Origin of the sequence: Limnohabitans sp. 2KL-3 (genome assembly GCF_001269405.1) — a bacterium.
In the GTDB taxonomy this organism is placed as follows: Bacteria; Pseudomonadota; Gammaproteobacteria; order Burkholderiales; family Burkholderiaceae_C; genus Limnohabitans_A.
On the sequence record NZ_CXON01000005.1, the window covers coordinates 100,698 to 121,355 of the forward strand.

The following is a 20,658-nucleotide window of genomic DNA, read 5'->3' on the forward strand; positions in this document are numbered from 1 at the left end:
TAGGAGCGACGCCCTCGTCGCGATCAAGCCTTGCAGACCACCACCCATCGCCCCGGGGGCGGGGCTTCCACAAGGGAAGTCCCCTGTAGGAGCGACGCCCTCGTCGCGATCAAGCCTTGCAGACCACCACCCATCGCCCCGGGGGCGGGGCTTCCACAAGGGCAGTCCCCTGTAGGAGCGACGCCCTCGTCGCGATCAAGCCTTGCAGACCACCACCCATCGCCCCGGGGGCGGGGCTTCCACAAGGGAAGTCCCCTGTAGGAGCGACGCCCTCGTCGCGATCAAGCCTTGCAGACCACCACCCATCGCCCCGAGGGCGGGGCTCCCACAAGGGAAGTCCCCTGTAGGAGCGACGCCCTCGTCGCGAAAAGCCTCGCAGACCACGACCCATCGCCCCGGGGGCGGGGCTCCCACAAAGGGGAAATGCATCGCCCCGGGGGCGGGGCTCCCACAAATGGGAAATGCATCGTCCACGGGGGCGGGGCTTCTACAAAAAACCAACAGCGCAGGGATCAGCTGGCCGTGCTGGCTTTGACTTTTTCGGTGATGTAGGCCAAAGCCTCTTCCACTTGGTCGATCAGGATCAGGCACAGGTCGCCGGGTGACAGGCGGGCCAAGGCGATGTCGATGGCGTTGAACTCGCCCTGAATGTCTTGCACATGCGTGGTGCGCAGTGCGCCTTGCAAGCCTTCGCGCAGCAAGGCCAGCACCTCGCCGTCTTCGCGGCCACGCTGGCAGGCGTCTTGGTACAGCAACACATCGTCAAAGGCTTTGCCCAGAATTTGCGTCTGGTCCCGGATGTCCTGGTCGCGCCGGTCGCCAGCGCCGCTGATCACCACCACCCGTTTTTTGGCGGGCATGTTGTCTACCGCCTGCACCAGGGCGGCGATGGCGTCGGGGTTGTGGCCGTAATCGGCAATCAGGGTCGCGCCTTTGTAGTCGAACACGTTAAAGCGCCCGGGCACACCCTGAATGTCGCTGATGAAGGTGGCCAGGCCTTGTGCAATCGCATCCCAGTGCACGTTCACCGCCCAGGCCGCGCCCACTGAAGCCAGCACGTTTTCGGTCTGAAATCCGATTTGGCCCTGTCGGGTCAAGGGCACTTCGCTCAAAGGAATGCGGAAGACCTGTTTGCCTTTTTGGGCCACGATGGCGCCGTCTTCCACATAGACCACGCGTTTGCCCTGCGCCCGGTGTGTGGCCAACACGGGGTGGTTGGCGTCGAGCGCAAAGAACGTCACATCGCCCGGGCAGTGCCGCGCCATGGCCACCACGGCCGGGTCGTTGGCATTGAGCACGGCCATGCCGCTTTGGGCCACGTTCAGCACAATCACGCGCTTGAGCACCAACAGGTCTTCGAGCGTGGTGATGTAGTTCAGACCCAAATGGTCACCCGCACCCAAGTTGGTCACGATGGCCACTTGGCAACGGTCAAAAGCCAGGCCTTCGCGCAGCAGACCGCCGCGTGCGGTTTCGAACACGGCCGCATCCACATCGGGGTGCATGAGCACGTTGCGGGCACTGCGGGGGCCGCTGCAGTCGCCCGAATCGGTCTGGCGGCCATTGACGTACACGCCGTCGGTGTTGGTCATGCCCACACGCAGGCCCTGGGCCTTGAGCAGGTGGGCGGTCAGGCGCACGGTGGTGGTTTTGCCGTTGGTGCCGGTCACGGCAATCACCGGTACGCGGCCGTTACCGCCGTCGGGAAACATGTGGTCAATGACCGCGTTGCCCACGTCCCGGCCTTTGCCAAACGAGGGGCTGATGTGCATGCGCAAACCCGGCGCAGCGTTGACCTCGACAATGCCGCCGTTTTGCTCTTCGAGTGGGCGCGACACCGACTCGCACACCACATCGACGCCGCAAATGTCCACGCCCACCATTTGGGCCGCAGCTACCACACGCGCGGCCACTTCGGGGTGCACGTCGTCGGTCACATCGGTGGCGGTGCCGCCGGTCGACAAGTTGGCGTTGTTGCGCAAAATCACGCGGCGGCCCTTGGCAGGCACTGATTCGGGTTCGAGGTCTTGCGCCCGCAAGCGGCCAATGGCGATGTCGTCAAAACGAATCTTGGTCAAGGAGGTCGAATGCCCATCACCCCGGCGCGGGTCGGCGTTGACCTGGTCCACCAGCTGGCGCACGGTGTGCTTGCCATCGCCCACCACCAAGGGCGGTTCACGCCGGGCTGCAGCCACCAGTTTGTTGCCCACCACCAGCAGGCGGTAGTCGTGTCCGGGCAAGAACTTTTCCACCATCACGGTGCCGTAGCGCTCGGCCGTGGCGTAGGCGTTGTCAAAGGCGGCACGTTCGGTGATGTTGACCGAAACGCCCTTGCCCTGGTTGCCGTCTTGGGGCTTAACGACCACGGGCAAGCCCACTTCCAGGGCAATCGCCCAGGCTTCGTCCACGGTCTTGGCTGGGCGGCCCATGGGCACCGGCACACCGGCAGCGTGCAAGAGGCTCTTGGTCAGGTCTTTGTCTTGTGCAATCGATTCGGCAATCGCGCTGGTGGTGTCGGTTTCAGCGGCCTGGATGCGCCGCTGCTGGGCCCCCCAGCCAAACTGCACCAAGCTGCCGTCGGTCAGGCGGCGAATGGGAATGCCACGGGCCACGGCCGCGTCCACGATGGACCCGGTGGATGGCCCCAGGCGCACATCTTCATCGAGTTCGTGCAACTGCGCGATGGCGCCTTCCAGGTCAAAACCAAGGCCTTGGATGGCCGCTTGGCACAGTTGATCGGCCAGCTTCAGGGCCAAGCGGCCCACGGCCTCTTCGGTGTACTGAATGACCACCTGAAACACCCCGGGCTCTTCGGTGGGGGTGGTGCGGCTGAAAGACACGGGGCAGCCCGCATGCGCTTGCAGCCCCAGGGTGACCTTTTCCAGGGCGTGTGCCAAGGTCACGGCTTCACCGGGACGCTGACCATCAAAGGGGCCCACTTCGGGAAAAATGCGGCGCAATTGTTGTTCGACGGGGTGCTGGGCAGACAAGCCATGCACGTCGGGCGAGCAGCTGACGATGGCTTCAATGGCGGTGTGGCGGCTCCACAAGTTGGGGCCACGCAAAGCACGAATACGGGAGACTTGCATGAACTGTTTTTCCTGGGGTTCGTTCGCGGCTTCAGGCCGAAGCAGGGTTGCCGTAGCTCTTGATGCCGGCCCGAATCAAGTCGGTGCCAATGTCCAGCGCCCAAGCCGCACAAGCGGCCACCAGCATGTCGTGCGCCTGCAAAATGTCGTTTTTCAGCAAACGGGCAATGGCTGGCCTTTGGGCCGACAAAAGCAGGTGCTCTTTGCGGCCCTCGGCCAACACCAGTTGGCCCTCGCGCCAAAAGCCCGTGCGCCCGCCCTGACTGCGATGGGCTTGCAAGACCTCGTTGTGTTCATCGTCGGCATAAAAAATCACGCTGCCGTCGCAATGCGCCGCCAAGGCGGCCACTTGTGGGTCGGCTGCGTTCAACAAAGCCGCCCCCTCGGGCAACACCACATCGACTTGGGTGCGAATGTAAGACGGCATTTTTTCATCACTGCCGGGGTACAGATCGTCCAGGCCCTGCGCACTGGGCATGGCCGTCACAATGCCCAACAAGCAGCGGTCATAGGGCAGGCCTTGGGCCAGCAAATGACGTGCGTTGCTCTCAAACACGGCCGCCTGAACGCCCCGGTTGATCAGCAAGCGCTGCGCTTCGTCCCAATCCATGCCGTTTTTGGCTTGCAGCTGGCGCTGGTTCAAAAACAGCCCATCGGCACACGACAAACCGGTGTGCCAGCCCTTTAAGTGCATCAGCCAAGCCAGTAGTTTGGCGATTCGGGTGGTGTCACCGTCGCCCAAAATGCCCACCACTGGAATGCGCCCGTTGTGCTCGGGCTGGAACAGGTGGTTGGCAATGGCCTGGCCCACGGGTCGCGCTTGTCCGGTGGCGGGCTTGAGGTGCATCAACAGACCCGGGCCTGCGTTGACCTCGACGATGGCACCGCCTTGTGGCCCCAGGGGTTTACCAATGTCTTGCGCCACCAGATCAACCCCGGCAATGTCCAGGCCCACCACGCGTGCGGCCAGCACCGCTTGCGCGGCCACATCGGGGTGCACCAAGTCGGTCACATCCATCGACATATTGCCCGTGCGCATGACCAAAACTTGGCGACCCTTTTCGGGCACGCTCTCGGCGTTCAGGCCCTGGCGCTTGAGTTCCAGCACCGAAGTGGTGTGCTCGTCCAGCCGGATGGTGTCGAGCGGAAAGTCTTCTTCTTCGCCGCGCCGTGGATCTGAATTGATTTGCAACTCGATCAGTTCACGCACCGTGTGCACGCCATCCCCGATGACGCTGGCGGTCTCGCCCTTGTTGGCCGCCACCACTTGCTCGCCCACCACCAAGAGGCGGTGTTCTTCGCCCAGCACAAAGCGCTCCACAATCACCTCGCTGCCCTCGGCCAGCGCAATCTCGTAAGCCGCTTCGATGTCCTCTTGCAGGCTCAATTCCAGCGAAACGCCACGCGCATGGTTGCCATCGGTGGGCTTGACGCACACGGGCAAACCCACATCCTGGGCGGCTTCCCATGCGGCGGCCGGGCTGTCCACAATCTGGCCCTCGGGAACCGGCACGCCGCACATGGTCAGCAGCTGCTTGGTCAGGTCTTTGTCTTTCGAGATGCCCTCGGCAATCGCGCTGGTGCGGTCGGTCTCGGCCGTCCAGATGCGGCGCTGATGGTGGCCATAACCGAGCTGGACCAAGTTGCCATCGTTCAGGCGAATGTGCGGTATGCCACGGTTGGCCGCAGCGTCCACAATGCTGGCCGTGCTCGGGCCCATGCACAGGCTGTCGACCATTTGGGCCAGTTGCGCAATGGCACCAGGCACATCAAATGGCCGGTCATCGATGGCCGCCAAAATCAGGTCACGCCCGGCGTGCAAAGCGGCGCGGCTCACAGCCTCGTGCCGAGTGCGGATGACCACTTTGTAAACACCACGGGGACCGGCTTCGCGGGCCTTGCCAAAACCGGTTTGCATGCCGGCGCGGGTTTGCAACTCCAGTGCCACGTGCTCCAAAACGTGTCCGGGCCAAGTGCCTTCTTCGAGTCGCTTGAGAAAGCCACCGCGCTCGCCCACACTGCAGCGGTGCTCGATCAAGCCCGGCAACCAGGCCGTCAGGCGCTCGTTGAAACCGGGCAGGGTGTTGGAGGGGCAGTCTTCCAGATCGCCAATGTCGATCAAGGCTTCAATCACCGGACGGTAAGTCCAGATGTTGGGACCGCGCAAATGCGTCATGCGCAGGAAGTGGATGTGGTGAGCGCTCATGGGTGGGGTGTGCAGCGATACAATGACCGACCGTCATCGGCATGGGCCATCTGGCTTTGACAAAGCGCATGGGTCATCGGGTACATGGGTGGTGTGGGTGCAGTCGTTGAGCCAAGGCATTGGCCAAATCTGTGTGGTTTTTTGTCCGGCTGACCCTCTGGTTGGCCGTGTTCATTGCGGTTTGACTTTCATGACTACAACATATTCCTCAGCCTCACTCCGTTCGGTGGTTCCGGACGCTTGGGTTGCTGAGGTGACTTCCCAGCTTCTACCCCAAGAAAACGTCACAGCCTGGCTGGAAGTTGACCTCGATGCATCGCTGAATTTCGTCAAAAGTGGCATCATTTTGACCGATCAACGGGTTCTATCTTCTGACGGCCCGCAAAAAAGTTGGCGTCAATGGCCCTTAACGACTGCTTTGCAGCTCAAATTGAGTGACCACGCCGGTGTGGCCACCCTGGCTTTGTCCGAGCCCCAAGGCCGTTTGGCCGTTTGGCGTTTCACCCTGGGTTTGCAAGCTGCGGCGGCCCGCTGGCTGGCCCAGTTTGAGGCGCAACAAACCCATGACGCACAAACAGCCGACGGTGCCCCCCTGCAAACCCGCTTGTCCAGCGCGGTCTGCCCCGTGTGCCAAACGGTCATGGGGCCAGACGACGCCGACTGCCCCGCGTGCAGCCGCGAAGACCTGGTGCCCCCCTCCACCTGGACCTTGTTCAAGTTGTGGCGCTTTGCCCGGCCCTACCAAGGCTCTCTGCTGGCCGGTTTTTTGCTCACGCTGGCGGCCACAGCGGCCACCTTGGTGCCGCCTTACCTGACCATGCCGCTGATGGACGACATCCTGATCCCTTACCAAAACGGCAAGGCCATCGACCCCGGGGTGGTGTCCTTGTACCTGATGGGTTTGCTGGGATCGGCCTTGCTGGCCTGGGGCTTGGGCTGGGCCAAAACTTATATTTTGGCGCTGGTGTCCGAGCGCATTGGGGCCGACTTGCGCACCACCACCTATGAGCACCTGCTCAAACTCTCGCTTGAATACTTTGGCGAACGCCGCACCGGCGATTTGATTGCCCGCATCGGCAGCGAAACCGACCGCATCAACGTGTTTTTGTCCTTGCACCTGCTGGACTTTGCCACCGACGTGCTCATGATCTTGATGACCGCCGTCATCTTGTTCACCATCAACCCCACGCTGGCGCTGGTCACCTTGTTGCCCTTGCCATTCATTGGCTGGCTCATCCATGTGGTGCGTGAAAAACTGCGCACCGGCTTCGAAAAAATCGACCGCGTCTGGGCCGAAGTCACCAATGTGCTGACCGACACCATCCCCGGCATCCGGGTGGTCAAGGCCTTTGCCCAGGAAGACCGTGAAGCCCAGCGCTTCAAAGACGCCAACCACCACAACCTGCAAGTCAACGACAAGCTCAACCGGGTGTGGTCGCTGTTTTCACCCACCGTGACGCTGATGACCGAAATCGGTCTGCTGGTGGTTTGGGGCTTTGGCATCTGGCTGGTGTCTGACGACCAGATCACCGTGGGGGTGCTCACCGCATTTTTGGCCTACATCGGCCGTTTTTACAGCCGACTCGACTCGATGAGCCGCATCGTGTCCAACACCCAAAAGGCAGCGTCCGGGGCCAAGCGCATTTTTGACATCCTCGACCACGTCTCCAGTGTGCCCGAGCCCACAGAGCCGAAAGCCTTGCCCGCCCATGTGCAAGGCCGACTGACCGTGCGCGATGCCGGTTTTCGCTATGGCAACCGGGCCGTGATTCGGCAACTCAACCTCAACATCGAGCCTGGCCAGATGATTGGCCTGGTGGGCCACAGCGGCTCGGGCAAAAGCACGCTGGTCAATTTGATCTGCCGCTTTTACGACCTGAGTGAAGGCGCGATTGAGCTTGACGGCACCGACATCCGGCAACTCAAAGTGGCCGACTACCGACGCCAAATTGGCCTGGTGCTGCAAGAGCCCTTTTTGTTCTTTGGCACCATTGCCGACAACATTGCCTACGGCAAGCCCGAAGCCACCCGCGAAGAAATTGTTGCCGCGGCCCGCGCGGCCCATGCCCACGAGTTCATTTTGCGCATGCCCCAAGGCTACGACTCCCTGGTGGGCGAACGGGGGCAGGGCCTGTCAGGGGGTGAGCGCCAACGCATCTCGATCGCCCGTGCCTTGCTCATCAACCCGCGAATTTTGATTTTGGACGAAGCCACCTCGGCGGTCGACACCGAAACCGAAAAAGAAATCCAACGCGCCCTGGACAACCTCGTGCGCGGACGCACCACCATTGCCATTGCCCACCGCCTGTCCACCCTGCGCAAAGCCGACCGCCTGGTGGTCATGGACAAAGGCGTGGTGGTGGAAGAGGGCACCCACGACGCGCTGATTGAAGCGCAAGGCGCCTACTGGCGCTTGTACGAAGCCCAGCAACGCCAGGCCGAAGCCGAAGCCGTGTTGGGCAGCAGCCTTGAGACCCCACTGCAAAAGGTGAGCGCATGAACCCCTTTGACTTTGAACGCGACGCCTTCGGCCACTGGGTGCTGGTGCTGCCCGACGGCACCCGCCAAAGCCCCATCACCGCTTTGCGTGCCTACCCGGTGTCTGCCCCCGATGCGGGCGTGGCCCTCATGGACGCCGATGGCCACGAAGTGCTCTGGATTGAAAACCTCTCGGCCTTGCCCGCCAGCCTGCGTCAGCAGGTTTTGCAGGCCCTGAACGAGCGCGAATTTTTGCCCGAAATTTTGCAACTCGAAGACGTGAGCAGCTTTGCCACCCCCAGCACCTGGCGCGTGCGCACCGACCGGGGCAGCACCCAATTCATGCTCAAAGGCGAAGAAGACATCCGGCGCCTGACCGGCACCGTGCTGCTCATCAACGACGCCGATGGCGTGCAATACATGATCCGCGACATGGCCGCCATGGACAAACACTCGCGCAAACTGCTCGACCGCTTCTTGTAATCCCACGTACTTCCCCCGTAGGTGCGACGCCCCCGTCGCGATCAAGCCTCGCAGACCACCACCCATCGCCCCGAGGGCGGGGCTCCCACAAAATGCAGGGCATCCCCCTGTAGGAGCGACGCCCCCGTCGCGAAAACCCTCGCGGACCACCAAGCATCGCCCCGAGGGCGGGGCTCCTACAAAATGCAGGGCATCCCCCTGTAGGAGCGACGCCCCCGTCGCGAAAACCCTCGCGGACCACCAAGCATCGCCCCGAGGGCGGGGCTCCTACAAAATGCAGGGCATCCCCCTGTAGGCGCGACGCCCCGGTCGCGAAAACCCTTGCAGACCACAAAGAATCGCCCCGAGGGCGGGGCTCCTACAAAATGCAGGGCATCCCCCTGTAGGAGCGACGCCCCCGTCGCGATAAGCCTCGCAGACAACGGAGATTCCGGTGGGCCCCTCAAGTTGTCGTTTACAAAGGCCAGACCGAACCCTGCTCGGGCACCAAGGCCCGCCACTTGATCTCGTGTTCGATGCGCTGGCGCAGCATGTCGGACGCTTCGCGCTCCCCGTGCACCACAAACACCTGACCGGGTGCACTGGGCATCTTGTGTAACCAACTGAGCAACTGGTTGGCATCGGCATGGGCCGAGGCCGATTCGATTTGCACCACCTCTGCACGCACCGGCACGTCTTGTGCATGAATGCGCACCGTGTTGCGGCCACTGGCCAGCGCTGCGCCTCGCGTCCCGGGGGCTTGGTAGCCCGTCAAAATGATCATGTTTCGGTGGTCACCCGCGTATTGCGCCAAATGGTGCAACACCCGCCCCCCGGTGGCCATGCCGCTGGCCGCCAAAATCACCATAGGACCATGCCGCCTTGCCAATGACTTGGACTGCTCAGGGGTCTCCAACATGGTGGCCGCATGGTCCATGCTGCGCACCTCTTGTGGGCTCAAACGGTGCTCACCCGGATGCCTTTCAAACAAAGCCGTGGTGTGGATGGCCATGGGGCTGTCCAGAAAAATGGGCAAGCTGTGCGGAATTTCCCCCGCCGCTTTGAGCTGTGCAATGGTGTGCAGCACGGCCTGCGCCCGGCCTACTGCAAACACAGGCACCACGGCCACACCGCCGCGAGCGGCCAGTTTTTTCAGCAGTGGCCCGAGTTCATTGAAGACGTTTTCTTTGGGGTGTTGGCGGTCCCCATAAGTGGACTCGATCAACACCGTATCGGCCTGAGGTGGCGGCTCGGGCGGGTTCATCAGTGGGTCGTCAGGCCGCCCCAAGTCGCCGGAAAACAAGACCCGTCGTCCTCCCACATCCAGCAGCAAACTGGCCGCACCCAAAATGTGCCCTGCAGGCTGAAATCGCGCTTTCCATCCCGCGATCGGTTCTAACCACTGGCCTTGTTTTTCTGCGTGCAATAGCTTCAAGCTGGCCACGGCCTCTTGTTTGGTGTACAGCGGCAGGGCTGGAGCATGTTTGGAAAAACCGTGTCGATTGGCAAAAAATGCGTCCTCTTCCTGAATGTGACCACTGTCGGGCAACAAAATGCTGGCCAAATCGCAAGTGGCGGAGGTGGCATGCACTCGCCCCTGAAAGCCATGTTTGACCAGCAATGGCAAGTAACCGCTGTGGTCCAGATGCGCATGGGTCAGCACCACCGCATCGATGTGCGCTGGGTTGACGGGCAGGGGATTCCAGTTGCGCAAGCGCAGTTGTTTGTAGCCCTGAAACAAGCCGCAATCGACCAGCAGCCGTTTTTGATTGTGTTCGATCAGGTATTTGGAGCCAGTGACGGTATCGGCTCCGCCAAGGAATGTGATGGATGCGCTCATGCCTTCCATGCTGCCCTGTCACGAAAAAAGGTTGTTTGACGCAAGTCAAACAACCCTTCGATTCGTTCGGGTCGCTCAGCCACCGGCCCGATGAAGTTTGCATGACCGCTTTTTTGTAGCAGTGCCCACGCCCCCAGCTTCCCAGTCCACAACCCATCGCCCCGAGGGCGGGGCTCCCACAAAATGCAGGGCATTGTGGAGCGACGCCTTTGTCGCGATGGACCCTTGCAGACCACCACCCATCGCCCCGAGTGGGGGGCTCCCACAAAACGTAGGGCATTGTCCCTGTAGGCGCGACGCCCTCGTCGCGATGGACCCTTGCAGACCACCACCCATCGCCCCGAGGGCGGGGCTCCCACAAAACGCAGGGCATTGTCCCCGTAGGAGCGACGCCCTCGTCGCGAGTGACCCTTGCAGTCCACCACCCATCGCCCCGAGGGCGGGGCTCCCACAAAATGCAGGGCTTGTCCCTGTAGGAGCGACGCCCTCGTCGCGATGGACCCTTGCAGACCACCACCCATCGCCCCGAGGGCGGGGCTCCCACAAAATGCAGGGCTTGTCCCTGTAGGAGCGACGCCCTCGTCGCGATGGACCCTTTGCAGACCACCACCCATCGCCCCGAGGGCGGGGCTCCCACAAAATGCAGGGCATTGTCCCTGTAGGAGCGACGCCCTCGTCGCGATGGACCCTTGCAGACCAGCACCCATCGCCCCGGGGGCGGGGCTCTCTTAGCGATGGTATTGGCAAGAGGGCGTTCATGTCGGGGCTGAAGCCGCCGACCTCAACCCTCAGCCCCCGAAAAAGCCCTTGAGCTTGTCAGTCCAGGTTTCACCGCTCGGTTGGTGTTTGCCGCCGCCCTTGGTCAGAGACTCTTCAAACTCCTTGAGCAATTTTTTCTGGTGCTCGGTGAGTTTGACGGGTGTCTCCACCGTGATGTGGCAATACAGATCGCCCGGGTAGCTGCCGCGCACGCCTTTGATGCCCTTGCCGCGCAAGCGGAACTGCTTGCCCGTCTGGGTGCCTTCGGGGATGTCGATGGCCGCTTTGCCGCCCAGTGTGGGCACTTCGATCTCGCCGCCCAAAGCCGCTTTGGAAAAGCTGATCGGCACGGCGCAGTGCAGGTCGTCGCCATCGCGTTCAAAGATGTCGTGCTTTTTCAGGCGAATCTCGATGAACAAATCGCCCGGTGGCCCGCCATTGGTGCCGGGCTCGCCGTTGCCCGCGCTGCGGATGCGCATGCCGTCGTCGATGCCGGCCGGGATTTTGACTTCCAGCGTCTTTTGCTTTTTGACCTTGCCTTGCCCATGGCAAGTGCCGCAGGGGTCGGGAATGATCTTGCCCGTGCCACGGCAATTGGGGCAGGTTTGCTGCACGCTGAAAAAGCCTTGGCGCATTTGCACTTGGCCCTGGCCGTGGCAGGTCGAGCAAGTTTTGGCGCTGGTGCCAGGCTTGGCACCGCTGCCGTGGCAGGTGTCGCACTCGTCCCAGCTGGGGATGCGCAGCTGCGAGTCCTTGCCGCCAGCTGCTTCTTCGAGCGTGATCTCCATCGCGTAGCTGAGGTCGGCACCCCGGAAGACTTGGCGTCCACCGCCGCGTCCGCCGCGGCCCTGGCCGCCAAAGATGTCACCAAAGATGTCGCCAAAGGCATCACCAAAGCCACCAAAGCCCTCGGCACCGCCGCGCATATTGGGGTCTACACCCGCGTGGCCATGCTGGTCGTAAGCCGCGCGTTTTTGCGCGTCCGACAGCATCTCGTAGGCTTCCTTGCCTTCCTTGAATTTGGCCTCGGCTTCCTTGGCTTTGGCGTCGTCCCCCTGGTTGCGGTCAGGGTGGTACTTCATCGCCAGCTTGCGATAAGCCTTTTTGATGTCTTCGTCTGAGGCGTTTTTGGCAACGCCCAGCACTTCGTAAAAATCTCGTTTTGTCGCCATGGGGCAAATCCAACCGTTAGAACAAGAACGCCGCGAAGGCGATTCAGGGGGCTGAATCAGCTTGCGCGGCGGAACTGCGGCGAGGCCGCAGAGGGGTGGGTCTTAGCCCTTTTTGACTTCCTTGACTTCCGCGTCCACCACGTTGTCGTCTTGTGGCTTGGCATCGGCACCGCCGGCTGCAGCACCGGCAGCGGCTTGCTGAGCCTGCATGTCGGCATACACCTTTTCGCCCAGCTTCTGGCTGGCGGTCATCAGGGCTTCGGTTTTGGCTTCGATGTCGGCTTTGTCTTCGCCCTTCAAAACTTCTTCCAGCGCCTTGGTGGCCGCTTCGATGGCTTCTTTTTCGGCCGCTTCGATCTTGTCGCCGTGCTCGGTCAGGCTCTTTTTCACGCTGTGCACAGCGGCTTCGCCAGCATTGCGGGCTTGCACGAGTTCGAGCTTTTTCTTGTCTTCTTCGGCGTTCAGTTCGGCGTCTTTCACCATTTGCTGAATTTCGGCTTCCGACAGACCCGAGTTGGCCTTGATGGTGATCTTGTTTTCTTTGCCGGTGCCTTTGTCTTTGGCGCCCACGTGCAAGATGCCGTTGGCGTCGATGTCAAAAGACACTTCGATCTGGGGTGTGCCACGCGCTGCGGGTGGAATGCCTTCGAGGTTGAATTCGCCCAGAGCCTTGTTGCCACTGGCGATTTCGCGCTCACCTTGGAACACCTTGATCGTCACGGCCGGCTGGTTGTCTTCAGCGGTCGAGAAAGTCTGTGCAAACTTGGTCGGGATGGTGGTGTTCTTGGTGATCATCTTGGTCATCACGCCGCCCATGGTCTCGATGCCCAGGGACAAAGGTGTGACGTCGAGCAGCAGCACGTCGGTGCGGTCGCCCGACAACACTTGACCTTGAATCGCAGCGCCCACGGCCACGGCTTCGTCGGGGTTCACGTCCTTGCGCGGCTCTTTGCCAAAGAACTCTTTGACCTTCTCTTGCACCTTGGGCATGCGGGACATGCCGCCGACCAAGATGATGTCGTCGATCTCACCGACCGACACGCCCGCGTCCTTGATCGCCATGCGGCAAGGGGCGATGGTGCGCTCGATCAACTCTTCCACCAACTGCTCCAGCTTGGCGCGGGTCAGCTTGACGTTCAAGTGCTTGGGGCCAGTGGCATCGGCCGTGATGTAAGGCAGGTTCACGTCGGTCGAAGCCGAGCTGGACAGCTCGATCTTGGCCTTTTCAGCGGCTTCTTTCAGGCGCTGCAAGGCCAACACGTCTTTGGCCAGATCGACGCCGGATTCTTTCTTGAACTCGGTGATGATGAAGTCGATGATGCGCTGGTCAAAGTCTTCGCCGCCCAGGAAAGTGTCACCGTTGGTGGACAGCACTTCGAACTGCTTTTCGCCGTCCACATCGGCGATCTCGATGATGGACACGTCGAACGTGCCGCCACCCAGGTCATACACAGCGATCTTGCGGTCGCCCTTTTCTTGCTTGTCCAGGCCAAAGGCCAAGGCTGCAGCGGTGGGCTCGTTGATGATGCGCTTGACGTCCAGACCGGCAATGCGGCCTGCGTCTTTGGTGGCCTGACGCTGGGCGTCGTTGAAGTAAGCGGGCACCGTGATCACGGCCTCGGTCACTTCTTCGCCGAGGTAGTCTTCGGCGGTTTTCTTCATCTTGCGCAGAATTTCAGCGCTGATTTGAGGAGGAGCCAATTTGTTGCCGCGCACTTCCACCCACGCATCGCCGTTGTCGGCTTTGGCGATGGTGTAGGGCATCAGGTCGATGTCTTTTTGGACTTCTTTTTCGGCGAACTTGCGGCCGATCAAGCGCTTGACCGCATACAGCGTGTTCTTGGGGTTGGTGACCGCTTGGCGCTTGGCCGATGCGCCGACCAAAATTTCGCCGTCTTCTTGGTAAGCAATGATCGACGGGGTGGTGCGAGCGCCTTCGGCGTTCTCGATCACTTTGGTCGTGTTGCCTTCCATGATGGCCACGCACGAGTTGGTGGTGCCCAAGTCAATACCGATGATTCTTCCCATTTTGATACTCCGAAATTGTTGAAAAGTGCAGATGATTTGCAGTTGGGGCAGCGGGGTGGCTTTTCAAGTCCCCACACACCAAAAAAGGTTTTTGATTATTTGGGCGCGGTCACCGTCACCAAGGCCGGACGCAGCACGCGCTCAGCGATGGAATAGCCCTTTTGCAGCACCGTGACCACGGTGTTGGGCTCTTGCTCGGCGGGCACCACACTGATGGCCTGGTGGTGGTGTGGGTCAAATTTGGTGCCGGCAGGCGGTGCAATCTCGACCACTTTGTTGCGCTCCAAGGCGCTTTTGAGCTGGCGCAAGGTGGCTTGCGAGCCTTCGCGGATCTGCTCGAGCGTGGCATTGGGGATGGCCAGGCCCGCTTCCAGGCTGTCCAGCACCGGCAGCAAACTGTCGGCAAAACCCTCGACAGCAAATTTGCGAGCCTTGCTGATCTCGTCTTCGGCACGGCGGCGGGCGTTTTGCACATCGGCTTGGGCACGCAGGTACTGGTCGGCCAAATCGGCGTTTTGCGCTTTCAAGTTGACCAATTCGGCTTGGGCATCGGCCAAAGGATCGGTGGCTTGGGAGGACGCGGCCATGGCGGCTACGGCGGCCAATTCTTCGTCGCTCAAGGCTTGGGTTTGGGAGTTTTGTGTGGCTTCTGACATGAACAATGTCCGCAAAAAATGAATACCCCTCTTATGTAGGGGCGTATTGGAGGGCTTCAAGGGGGGAATTTGACTGAAAAGTGGGCAGGGGTGCCGCGCAAGAAAAAACCCGCCAACTGGCGGGTTTTGCCCCAATGCAGCCGATGTGCGCTCAGTTCAGGGCCAGCAATTCCACATCAAACTTCAGCGTGGCATTGGGTGGAATCACGCCACCTGCGCCGCGTGCACCATAGCCCAGCTCAGAAGGGATGATCAGTGTGCGCTGACCGCCCACCTTCATGCCAGCCACACCCTCGTCCCAGCCTTTGATGACCATGCCGGCACCCAGACCAAACACAAAGGGGTCACGGCGGTCGCGGCTCGAATCAAACTTGGCACCTTGCTGGCCATCTTTGTAAAGCCAGCCGGTGTAGTGCACGGTCACATCCTGGCCAGGTGTGGCCACTGCGCCATCGCCGACAACGGTGTCTTCGTACTGCAAGCCAGAGGGAGTGGTGTTCATGGAAAGCTTTCTGTCAAAAAGAAACACGGCCAGTGATCCACAGCGCCGTGTGTGTAAAACCCAAAATTATGCCAGCCTGCGCCAGGCTCAGCGTTCTGCCCCAGTGCATTCCCAATGAATCACTTTTGGAAAGCAGGTCATCGCAAAACCAACAGTCAGCGCTTGTCGGATCGATGAGCCAGGGGTCTGGAGGCCAAATCACGCATCAGGGCCTGCACGCCGTAGGTCCACGGTGGGGCCAGGTCAGAGGTGGTGACCGTGTTGACCAAGGTGCCCAACTTGGGTGTGGACACACTCACCACATCGCCCACCACATGGGTGAAGCCTTGGCCTGGGCCGTGACGGTCTTGGGTGGGTGCGAACATGGTGCCCAGAAACAGCACCATGCCATCGGGGTATTGGTGGTAGGGGCCCATGGCCTGATGCACCAAATCGAGTGGATCCCGGCTGATTTGGCTCAATGAACTGCTGCCTTGCATGACAAAGCCCTCGGGCCCTTGGACTTCAAGGCGCAACTCACACTGCCGCACATCTTCAATGCCGAATTGCGCATCAAAAAGCCGAATGAACGGACCGATGGCGCAGCTCGCATTGTTGTCTTTGGCCTTGCCCAAAAGCAGGGCGCTGCGGCCCTCAAAATCTCGCAAATTCACATCGTTGCCCAAGGTGGCCCCCACGACCTGCCCGCGTGAGTTGGCCGCCAACACAATTTCGGGCTCGGGGTTGTTCCATTGGCTTGCCGGGTGAATGCCCACCCAGGCACCGCTGCCGACGGCGCTCATGGGTTGAGATTTGGTGAAAATTTCGGCATCGGGGCCAATGCCGACCTCTAAATACTGCGACCACATGCCTTGTGACAGCAGCACCTGCTTGAGTTGCGCGGCCTGTTCAGAGCCGGGCACCACGCTGCGCAAATTGTCGCCAATGACCGCCACCACCGCTTGCCGGACGGCTTCGGCGCGACTGGCATCGCCACGGGCTTGCTCTTCAATCACCCGCTCCAACATGCTCGCCACAAAGGTCACACCCGCCGCTTTGACCGCCTGTAAATCGCAAGGGGCCATGAACCATGGCGCATCAGGCTTGTGCTGCGCCTGCAGGCTGTTGTCAAGGGCTTGATCGGTACTGCACAAAACAGGTGCGAGACCTGAATTGACAAAATCTTGTACCCGTGTGGCCACATCGGGCAACTCCAGCAAAGCACTGCTGGTGGAGGCCAACTCTGACAAATCGAACACATCTTGCGGCGTCACAGCCACCACATGAGCTCCGGCCTCAGGAACCCACAAACGCCCGATCAACATAGCTGTATGGGCGTCTTGTGGCAAATGCGAGTTCAACATGTTCAAGCCTCGTTCCATCAAAAAGCGCGATGTTGTCAGACGCTTGATCGAAACCCTGTCACCTTGGCACAACAACAGGCTTGGGATGCGTGGGGTGTTGCCATTTTGAGGCGTGATGGCGCGCCATCAGACCCGCAAAAGGGTCTGATTGAGCCAGCAAGGCACCCTCTTAATGGATATAAAAGTTCAGGCCGATGGCGGCGTTGTTGTTGGTGCGTTTGACGCCGTCTTTGTTGATGACGTCATAAGTGAGGATGCCGCTCAGTGTCATGTCGCGGGTCAGGCGTTGTTCCAATCCCAGGCCCACTTGGGGGCGGTAGCTGGGCATGTCGCCTTTGACGCCAGCGCGTGCATAGACCAAGGTGTGGTTGATGATTTTGCCGGCTTTGAAGGTCACACCGGCCACGATACCGGTCGATGATTTCTTGTGGTAATCGGCAAAACCTTCAACGCCCACCAGCATGTTGTTGTGCATGATGTTGTAGCCCAGCACGATGGAGGGGTAGATGGACTTGGTGGTGGTGTCCAAGGACGGACCCGACACGGTGGCACTGTTACTGCCCAATTGCACGCCTTCGTAATAGCCCAAAAAGTCCTTGGGGTTGCTTTGTGCAAATGCGGTGCCTGTGGACAAGGCCACCAAGGCCAGAAGTGCAGTGATTTTCATGGGGGCGCCTGGGTTGGTTGTGCGATTGAAACGGTATAAAAATCATGATCAATCTGATCTTGATTCATAATTTCCCAAATTTATCATAAAAAAATTGAAATCAACGATTTTGAAGATTTGCTTTCGAGCCTTCGGTGTCGTGCGCTTTCCCTACCGTTCTTTGTCCAGGAGATGCCCATGAACAAGCTCAAAGAATCCCAGTCCCGGCGTCGTCGCCGCAGTGGCGCTGGGCGCAAGGGCGGGAAAATGGACGCGGCTTCACTGGTCTATTTTTTTCGCAAACACAGCACCCTGACCTTGTTGGTGGGCATCGCTTTTGTGAGTTTGGTCACCGCCTACGTGGCCATTGAGTTGGGCGCTTAGGTCTGTTGCAAGGGGTGGTTTCAGGGTTTGTGGGGCGGGCTGACACGATTGCTTGCAATTTTTGTGTGCCAAGTCACAGGTCATCCATTTGTGGCGGGTTAAATTCAGCTGCGTTCAATGACTGAAAGGACTTTTTTATGTTCACCCCAAAATCTGCTTTGACCCACATGGGCGTTTTGGCCAGCGCCGTGGCTGTTTTGTTGACCGGTTGCGCGACGGCAACACAAGAGCAAAAGGGGGCGGGTACCGGTGCCGTGATCGGTGCGGTGGCGGGTCAAATTTTGGGGCGTGACAGCAAGTCCACCGCCATTGGCGCGGGTTTGGGGGCTTTGGGCGGTTACATCTGGTCCAAAAACATGGAAGACAAAAAACGCGCCATGGAGCAAGCCACGGCTGGCACGGGAACGGTGGTCACACAAACGGCAGACAACCAGCTCAAGCTGAGCATTCCCAACGACATTTCATTTGACACAGGCCGTGCCGACATCAAGGCCAATTTGCGCCCGATTCTGGACCAGTTTGCCCAAGGTCTGAGCCAGCAGCCGAGCATGGAAGTGCGCATTGTGGGTCACACCGACAACACCGGCAGCGATGCCATCAACAACCCTTTGTCAGTCAACCGTGCGCAAAGTGCTCGCGACTACTTGGTGGCCCGTGGTGTGAGCAGTGCACGCATCGCCATTGATGGCCGGGGTTCGCGTGAACCGATTGCCGACAACGGCAGCGCCGATGGCCGGGCCCGCAACCGCCGCATCGACATCTTTTTGGCCGAGCGCGGTCAGAAGTAAATTTTTTGCAGCAGCGCCACGAGCGTCTTGCGCTCGGCGGGCGTGAGCTTGGCGGTTTTTTCGGTTTCGAGCTCGGTGGCCGTTTGTTCGGCTTGCACCATCAAGGCCTGGCCCTTGGGTGTGGCGTGCAGGCCGACGGCGCGACCGTCGTGCGGGTGGGGCTTGCGCTCGATCAGGCCCCGAGCTTCGAGTGACTGGATCAGCCCCACCAAGTTGGGGGGCAACAAATTCAAGGCCGCGCACAGCTGGCGCGAGGTCACACCGGGGTTGTGGCCAATGGTGGACATGACCGAAAAGTCCACGGGCTTGAGGCCATAGGGCGCGAGCCGCTCCAAAAACAACTCAATGATGCTCAGGGCTGCACGCCGTGCGTTGTAGCCCATCAGGCTTTGCAGGTAGCGGGTGTCCACTTGCTCTGCGCTGGTCGCCGCAGACTTGGCCACCTTGGCACTGGGGCGCAGCGCTTTGGCCGAGGGGGTGCGCGGGGTTTTGGGGGCCAATACCATGGTGGCCGGATGGGCCCCTTTTTCTGCCACTTTGCCAGCTTGCGGGGTGATGGGCACGTCGTAGCTCATGCGGCGGCCATGCATTGCTGCACGATGATGAAGGTGCGCATTTGAAATTCGGGCAGAACCCAGCTGCGCAGGGCCTTGGCCGGTGTCAGCCAACGGGTTTGGGCATGGGGTGTGTCGGCGTCCACACCCGACTCGATGCGCAGCCAGGCCCAGTCCATGAGCACCAGCGCCACAGCACGCAAATAATCGTCGGCCACGCGGTAGGGCAGGGCGGTGTCTTGCGCTGCGGCCTTGACGATTTGCGCGGTCACGGCACGCAGGGTCTGGAGACGGGCTGCTGCTGGCGTGCTGGCTTTGTGGTGGGGTGGCAAGTCGGCAGCCAGGGTGTCCAGCAAGGCGTTCATGCCGGTGCCGCCATCGGCCAGCACTTTGCGCACCAGCAGGTCAATCGCCTGGATTTCGTTGGTGCCTTCGTAAATCATGGCCACACGGGCGTCTCGCACGATCTGCTCGATGCCCCATTCGCGCACGTAGCCATGCCCGCCAAACACCTGCAGGCAGTCGCTGCCGCCATGAAAGGCTTGGTGGGTGAAGACCGATTTCATGACCGGCGTGACCAGAGCGCACCAGCGCTGGGCGGCGGCTTGGGCCGCAGCGTCGGGGCTGTGCTTGATCAGGTCGAGTTCGAGCGCGGTGCGGTAGGCCAGCACCCGACCGGCGTCAACCCAGGCGCGTTGTGTGTCCAAAATGCGGCGCATGGCGGGGTGCTCGCCAATCAAATCCGCTTCGCCCGCCGACCTGCCTTTGCCCGGCGCTCGCATTTGGCGGCGCTCTTGTGCATAGGCGTCGGCCTTTTGCCAGGCGGCATCCAGCAGGCCAATGCCTTGCAGGGCCACATGCAATCGGGCGGCGTTCATCATCACAAACATGGCGCCCAAGCCTTTGCCGGGCTCGCCCACGATGGAAGAGACCGCTTCGTCAAAGCGCATCACGCAGGTGGGGCTGCCGTGCAGGCCCATTTTTTCTTCGATGCGGTCGCAGTGCACGCGGCTGCGCGAGCCGTCGGGGTAGCACTTGGGCACGAGGAACAGCGACAGGCCTTTGGGCCCGGGCGGTGCATCGGGCAGGCGGGCCAGCACCAGGTGCACGATGTTGTCGGTCAGGTCGTGTTCGCCGCCCGAGATGAAAATTTTGGTGCCGCTGACGGCGTACTGGCCATCAGGCAGGGGCACGGCTTTGGTTCGGGCCAGTCCCAGGTCTGAGCCCGCATGGGGCTCGGTCAAGCACATGGTGGCCAGCCATTCGCCGGTCGCCACTTTCTCCAGGTACAGCGCTTTGAGTTCGTCACTCGCGTGGTGCTTGATGCATTCATAAGCGCCGTGCAACAGTCCAGGGGCCATGGTCCAGCCGTGGTTGGCGGCGCTCAGCATTTCGTAGAGCATGGCTTCGAGCACGGTGGGCAAGCCTTGCCCGCCGTCTTCGGCGCTGGCAGCCAGGGCAGGCCAGCCCGCTTGCCAAAACGCCTGGTAAGCGTCTTTGAAGCCCGGCGGCATGGTGACGGTGCCGTCTTTCCATTGCGCACCGATTTCATCCCCGTCGCGGTTGAGCGGGGCAATCACCTCGCCCACGAACTTGCCTGCTTCTTCGAGCACTTGCTGCATGAGGGGAGGGTCGACCTCGGCAAAGGCGGGCAGGGCTTGCAGCTGGGCGGGCGCATTCAAAACACGGGACAGCACAAACTGCATGTCGTCGGTGCGGGGTTGGTAGGCGTTCATGGGTTTTGGGGGCTC

General features: G+C 60.9%; 15 protein-coding genes. 4 read left to right on the forward strand and 11 right to left on the reverse strand.

What is annotated here, in order from left to right; genetic code table 11:
* Nucleotides 1-512 precede the first annotated feature (512 nt).
* Nucleotides 513-3,089 (reverse strand): cyanophycin synthetase, encoded by a 2,577-nt coding sequence (cphA, locus tag AMM41_RS09010; protein ID WP_089956548.1) that lies wholly within the window; start codon nucleotides 3,087-3,089, stop codon nucleotides 513-515.
* 31 nt (nucleotides 3,090-3,120) lie between these two features.
* Complete coding sequence (cphA, locus tag AMM41_RS09015; RefSeq protein WP_089956551.1) at nucleotides 3,121-5,295, reverse strand: cyanophycin synthetase; 2,175 nt, start codon at nucleotides 5,293-5,295, stop codon at nucleotides 3,121-3,123.
* A 190-nt stretch (nucleotides 5,296-5,485) separates the two neighbouring features.
* Here cphA (AMM41_RS09015) and AMM41_RS09020 point away from each other — a divergent pair, with 190 nt between their 5' ends.
* Together AMM41_RS09020 and AMM41_RS09025 are read left to right on the forward strand one after the other, a co-directional pair.
* The gene (locus tag AMM41_RS09020) at nucleotides 5,486-7,795 is read left to right on the forward strand and encodes a cyanophycin metabolism-associated ABC transporter (protein ID WP_089956985.1); all 2,310 of its coding nucleotides are present in this window, start codon (nucleotides 5,486-5,488) and stop codon (nucleotides 7,793-7,795) included.
* Complete coding sequence (locus AMM41_RS09025; protein ID WP_089956553.1) at nucleotides 7,792-8,256, forward strand: cyanophycin metabolism-associated DUF1854 family protein; 465 nt, start codon at nucleotides 7,792-7,794, stop codon at nucleotides 8,254-8,256. Before AMM41_RS09020 ends, AMM41_RS09025 begins: the two co-directional genes overlap by 4 nt.
* Before the next feature lie 454 nt (nucleotides 8,257-8,710).
* Here the strand turns inward: AMM41_RS09025 and AMM41_RS09030 are convergent, their stop codons facing one another.
* The 7 genes from AMM41_RS09030 to AMM41_RS09060 all read right to left on the reverse strand — a co-directional run bounded on the left by AMM41_RS09030 (nucleotide 8,711) and on the right by AMM41_RS09060 (nucleotide 17,202).
* Nucleotides 8,711-10,075 (reverse strand): MBL fold metallo-hydrolase RNA specificity domain-containing protein, encoded by a 1,365-nt coding sequence (locus AMM41_RS09030; protein WP_089956988.1) that lies wholly within the window; start codon nucleotides 10,073-10,075, stop codon nucleotides 8,711-8,713.
* 788 nt (nucleotides 10,076-10,863) lie between these two features.
* Nucleotides 10,864-12,006, reverse strand: a complete 1,143-nt coding sequence (gene dnaJ, locus AMM41_RS09035) for a molecular chaperone DnaJ (protein WP_089956556.1) — start codon at nucleotides 12,004-12,006, stop codon at nucleotides 10,864-10,866.
* 102 nt (nucleotides 12,007-12,108) lie between these two features.
* Complete coding sequence (dnaK, locus tag AMM41_RS09040) at nucleotides 12,109-14,034, reverse strand: molecular chaperone DnaK (RefSeq protein ID WP_089956559.1); 1,926 nt, start codon at nucleotides 14,032-14,034, stop codon at nucleotides 12,109-12,111.
* A gap of 95 nt (nucleotides 14,035-14,129) precedes the next feature.
* Entirely contained in the window at nucleotides 14,130-14,690 is a 561-nt protein-coding gene (gene grpE / locus AMM41_RS09045; protein ID WP_089956563.1) for a nucleotide exchange factor GrpE, read from the reverse strand.
* Nucleotides 14,691-14,841: 151 nt separating this feature from the next.
* A complete protein-coding gene (locus AMM41_RS09050) occupies nucleotides 14,842-15,192 on the reverse strand; it encodes an FKBP-type peptidyl-prolyl cis-trans isomerase (RefSeq protein ID WP_089956566.1) in 351 nt (116 codons plus the stop codon).
* 155 nt (nucleotides 15,193-15,347) lie between these two features.
* Nucleotides 15,348-16,535, reverse strand: a complete 1,188-nt coding sequence (locus AMM41_RS09055; protein ID WP_089956570.1) for a fumarylacetoacetate hydrolase family protein — start codon at nucleotides 16,533-16,535, stop codon at nucleotides 15,348-15,350.
* 169 nt (nucleotides 16,536-16,704) lie between these two features.
* A complete protein-coding gene (locus tag AMM41_RS09060) occupies nucleotides 16,705-17,202 on the reverse strand; it encodes an outer membrane beta-barrel protein (RefSeq protein WP_089956572.1) in 498 nt (165 codons plus the stop codon).
* Between the two features lie 177 nt (nucleotides 17,203-17,379).
* Here AMM41_RS09060 and AMM41_RS09065 point away from each other — a divergent pair, with 177 nt between their 5' ends.
* Nucleotides 17,380-17,565, forward strand: a complete 186-nt coding sequence (locus AMM41_RS09065; RefSeq protein WP_089956575.1) for a hypothetical protein — start codon at nucleotides 17,380-17,382, stop codon at nucleotides 17,563-17,565.
* Between the two features lie 137 nt (nucleotides 17,566-17,702).
* Complete coding sequence (locus AMM41_RS09070) at nucleotides 17,703-18,353, forward strand: YiaD family glycine zipper/OmpA-like lipoprotein (RefSeq protein ID WP_199233531.1); 651 nt, start codon at nucleotides 17,703-17,705, stop codon at nucleotides 18,351-18,353.
* Here AMM41_RS09070 and AMM41_RS09075 read toward each other — a convergent pair.
* Entirely contained in the window at nucleotides 18,344-18,928 is a 585-nt protein-coding gene (locus tag AMM41_RS09075) for a MarR family winged helix-turn-helix transcriptional regulator (RefSeq protein ID WP_368664969.1), read from the reverse strand. The two genes, AMM41_RS09070 and AMM41_RS09075, sit on opposite strands and share 10 nt — an antisense overlap.
* Nucleotides 18,925-20,643, reverse strand: a complete 1,719-nt coding sequence (locus AMM41_RS09080; protein WP_089956578.1) for an acyl-CoA dehydrogenase family protein — start codon at nucleotides 20,641-20,643, stop codon at nucleotides 18,925-18,927. The genes AMM41_RS09075 and AMM41_RS09080 overlap by 4 nt, the downstream gene beginning before the upstream one ends.
* Between the last annotated feature and the right edge of the window lie 15 nt (nucleotides 20,644-20,658).